Genomic DNA, 4848 nt, shown 5'->3' on the forward strand with positions numbered 1-4848 from the left:
GACGCGGAGTTGCAGGCGGCCGCGGATCGTACGGGTCTGACGGTGTATGTGCCTGATCGTGGGTTTGCGGCTCCGCCTGGTGAGGGGGGTGAGCCCGGTGGTGTGCACTTGCGGGAGAGTGCCAGGGGTGATGCCAAGGGGTGGCGGGTGTACCGCCCCGCTTCCGCTTCCGCGGTTTCGAGGTCGGCTCCGCGGGCGGGAGTGGTGCTGTCCGCGGCGCCGTTGGTCCCGCCGGGGGATGAACACTGGAACGCGCCTCCTTCACCCCGGAGCGACGAGGACTCTCCGGCGCCGCGGTTCGGCGCCTTCTACACCGACGAGAAGTGGAAGGAGCTGAGCAGGGGGTACGAGCGGGCGCTCGGGCGGGTGCTGGCCAAGGACCCGGAAGTGATCGAGGAGGCGCGGCGGGCGGTCAAGAGCCTTTACAAGCTGCTGACCACGTACTACGACCGGGGAGACGTAGCAGCGACGTTCCTTCCCGGTGCGAAGGATGCGCGAGGCGAGATGGCCCGCCTGTCGAATCCCCGGGGTGGCGCCACCCTGCGGGAGCTGATGGACGCCTTCGCGTACGGCGCCAGTGGTTCCGGAGTCACGCTGACCTGGCTGTGGATGGATCGACCCCGGTTGAATCCGCGGAGCCTGCCAGGGCCCCGGAGTGTGCAGTCGCACAGCGCGGATGCGCTGGAGGAGATGCACGATCGGCTTGGTTTCCCGGTGGGGCCGGGTACGGCCGAGAGTGTCGAGTGGCTGCTCAGGGTCCATCAGTTCCTGAACGTGCCTGATGGTGAGGTGCTTCGGTTCCGGGAAGCCCTGATGGGCCGGCTCCTGCCCGAGGTCGGCGATCACACACTGGTGGAGATCCTCGCCGCCTCCCACCGGGCCGGGGTGCGCGATGAGACCGAGCCCGACACGATGGTCGAGGCTGCCCGCGTCTATGCATGGGTGGACGCGTCCTTCGACCAGGTCAATCGGGCGAGCAGGCGAATTAGCGCCCTGCGGCTGCCTCATGAGCGGATGTACCGGGCGCGAGCGGACTGGTTCGTCCCGGAAGTCACCGGAGACGGCCGTGCACAGGAGATCAGGGACCTGATCAAGCGAGGGGGATCCCTCGAGGGCACCGACCTGAGCGGTCCGGGGGTGGCCGCGCGGCGGGAGCGGCGCGAGGCCCTCAGAGTGTGGATACAGCGCCATCGCTCGCTCGAGTTGCTGGAAAAGAATGTCCAGGAGGGACACGCGGCGGCGTTGCAGCTGGCCAGTGGGGTCGATGTGCGGCTGCTCGACGAGAAGTTCCTGGCCGGTCCCGACGCGCCCGACCAGCTTGAGGTCAAGGCGGAGCTGTGGGAGAAGGCGCGCTCGCTGGTGAAGCAGGCGTTTGGGGGCGGCGCGTTGAGGGAGTCCTTGCCGCTGCTGTTCCTGCGGGACTGGCGGTTCCGGGATCTGGTACAGCGCGCGGAGGAGCTCCTCGGGGATCCCGGGGCCGAGGACGAACTGGCGGATGTCCGTGGCAGGCTCGAGGAGCGGGCCGTCGAGCTGGTGGACGCTCTCCATGGTGAGCTGCGGGCGCACGCGGAGATGGCGGCTGAGGCGGTGGCGGTGCTCCCGCCGGTCAGCGGACCGGTGTGGTGGGCGTCGTGGGAGTCCGGGCCGTTGGACGGGGCGCAGCACGGCGGCGGGAAGTGGCGGACGGTGAGCGTGCCGAGGCTTCACCATGCCACGACGCACCGTGAGAGGGCGCTCGCCTCCTTGCCGGAGCCGGACGCCGGGGGGAACGGGCTGTATCCGGTGTTGTGGGAGGTGGTGGACTCCACCGGCCGGGATGTCTCCCCGTTGGCCCGCAGGCCCGCCGAGCGCACCGTGCTGTACCCCTCGACCACGGTGCTGCGGGAGATCAGCCGTGAGCTCCGTCTCGACGGGGCGACCGGCAGGCGGTATGTGCACAGAACCTTTGAGGAGGTCGCGCAGCCGCTGGCGTCGCAGGCGTGGGACCGCGAGATCGTCACACGGCAGCTGCGCACCTGGGCAGGTCGCTGGTTGGGCGCGGCCTCCATCGACCTGCCGTTCTGGCTGGCGGAGAAGGACAAATACCCTCGCCTGCACGAAGCGAGGCGATACCGCTTCGGTGACATCAAGAGGGGGGTGGGAGGCTTCCGACCCCTGCCCTGGCCGGTCAAGGACACGGGCATCTGGTCATCGCACGGCGACGGCAAGACCTTTACAGCGATGACGCGGTACGGCCGGAAGAAGGTGGACGGCACACAGGTCGGCCGTCACATCGGGCAACTGATGGACAGCCAGGGAATCCCTGCACACGTTCGTGTGTTGATGATTTCGTGCCATGCGGGCGTTGAGGAGCCGGTCGCCCAGGTGGCCACCTGGAGCAGGCGTGTCGCCATCGCCCCCTCGGACAGAGTCTCCCTCGCGTCGGCAACGGCCGAACCAGCGATCGGTCAGTCCCCTGGAGCGCCGGAGCCGAGGTGGCGGGAGGCCGAGCCGCAGGATCCGAGCGCTCTCGCCGGGGAGAAGGCCCGCGCGGCTCTTGTGGACCCGGCTAGGCAGGGCGCCCGGTTCAGCGGCTCGTACGCCGACCCCGCGTGGGAGGGCCTGGCGGTGGCGTTCGAGAAGGACCTGGGAGCGGCACTGGCCGCGGATCCGGCGGTGACGGACACCGCCCGGGAGGCCGTCAGGTCCCTGTATGACCACTTCACCCGGAGCCTCGGCCGTGACCGGGCCGCACAGGTGTTCTTTCCGGGCGAGACGCCGGACACCGCCCGCGGCGAGATGCGCCGCCTCCAGGATCCGGACTCCGGGAGCACGCTGTACGACCTCATGCGGGCCCTGTGGCTCGCCATCGCCTCTCAGTATCCGCAAACGTCTGCTGCGGAGTCGCTGGACAAGAACAGCGCTCGATACCGCGAAATCCACGACACTCGTGGTTTCCCGCTCGTCGACGGGCAGGCCAGCAGGGTGACCCATCTGCTCCGCACCTACCGGACCGAGACCAGCGCGTCCAAGGAGGAGATGCTGCGCCTGCGCGAGGCCCTGCTCGCCTCGCTCCTGCCCACTTACACGCACTCGCTGTTCGAAATCATCTCGGCATCCCACGCGGTTGACTCCCGCCTCTTCGACTCCTACATGGAACTGCGGGATGACGCGGCCCATGCGTACAGCTCGTTCGCCGCGCTTCTCGCACCGCGGAAGAACCGGGATCCCGACGCCTTCACGGCGACGCTCCACCTCCCGCATCACGTGCTGTATCACCGGGGCACCGGGCTGGCCCTGGGGGGCGACATCAGCGGGATCTGGAGGGTGCTGAGCGGGGCTCCGGGCTCTCCCGGCCCGGAGGGAGACGCGCGGCATGCGGCGCTGGAGCGCTGGCAGCAGCGGCATGGTGGTTCGGTACCGGACCTCCTCCGCGAGGGGGACATCCTGCCTCTGTATCTCCTCTCGGACCCGGACACGGCGCTGATCAGTCCCGACTCGCTTGCCGCCGCGCGCGCGGTGGACCTTCCCCGGCATATGGGGATGGCGGGTGACCTTCTGATGGCGCTGCCGCCGGTGAACACGTCCGTGTGGTGGGGCACATGGGTCGTGGGTGATCTGCCCGAAGGGCTGCCGGGTGAGCTGCACGCGGTGAGCGTGCCGGAGTTCCACATGGCGAGGAGCAGCGAAGAAGGTGTGCTCTCCGGCGTGCTCGGGCAGGACGCCGGGCCGGTCGGCCGGTACCCGGTCCTGTTCGAGGTGGCCGGGTCCACGGCCCGGGACGTCGCGCCCTTCTCCTGGGACCCGGAGCGGCGGGAGGTGCGGTATCCGGCGGCGACGGTTCTCCGCGTGCGGCACCAGGAGGTCCGGCAGGACGCGAAGACCCGTCGGCGCTACCTGTATGTTCTGCTCGAGGAGACCGAGCCGGTACCCCAGACCCGCCGCCGTGTCACCGCCCTGCCCTCGTCCACCGCCGCCCCGGCCCCGCGGACGCCGGGTGACGCGCAGCTGGCCCCGGCCCCGCAGACGCCGAGTGAGACGCAGCCCGCGCCGCTGATGCCGGTCCCGGATGACAGCGGCGCCTGGTGGGGCTCACGGACCGTGCTGTACGAGATTGTGGACGGTGGCCGGCGGGTCGGCTGGGCGTCGTTCACCCAGGGCGACTGGAGCCGACGCCAGGCGGTCTACGGTCAGCTGCCGAAGGTGAAGCACTACGTGGAGTGGCGGCTGGACGCCGCGGGACGTCCCACGGGGACGGTGAAGAACCTGCCCGTCTCCAACGCCGGGATCTGGACTTCGCACAGTGCTCCCGGAGGGCGCAACTTCCTGATGGCGCGGCCCGCGGGAGGGGAGCGGGCCGGTGATGCGCGCGAGGTGCGTACGTACCTCGCCATGCTGGACCTGTCCGGTGTCACCGACGTGATGATCCTGGCGAGCTCCGACTCGGGCGAGGGCACCGAGGAGACGGCGGCGGAGCTGGCCGAGGCCACCGGCCTGCTCGTGTGGTATCCGGACGAGTCGGTCGCCGTCACCCTCTCCTCGGATGGCACGCCCCTGGTGCACGTGCGGGAACAGGCTGATGGTAGTCCCGCCTCTTGGCGGGCGGCGGTCCCGCCTGGGTCGAACCTGCACCAGCAGTGGCAAGAGCCGAGTGGGCCGGTCCCCGCGGTGTCCTTCCGCTACCCGTCGGAAGACGACTGGAACCTGCGCGTGCCGAAGACGGTTGGTGGGTTCGGTTTCGGTGGTGGTACGTCGCCGTCCGCCGGTCAGGGCTCGTCGTCGGCGCCGCGTGTGGGCCGCAGGTGGCATCGGCGGATTCTGGGGTGGGCGATCAGGGGCAGGGGCAACAAGCTGCTGGGTGAGGCGTCG

Annotated in this window: 1 protein-coding gene; it reads left to right on the forward strand. The window is 70.0% G+C overall.

What is annotated here, in order from left to right:
• Positions 1-204: 204 nt before the first annotated feature.
• A partial coding sequence (locus AC07FT_RS36250; protein WP_479180425.1) for a hypothetical protein occupies positions 205-4848 on the forward strand: 4644 nt, incomplete at its 3' end.

The organism is Streptomyces sp. NPDC045899, assembly GCF_056431485.1.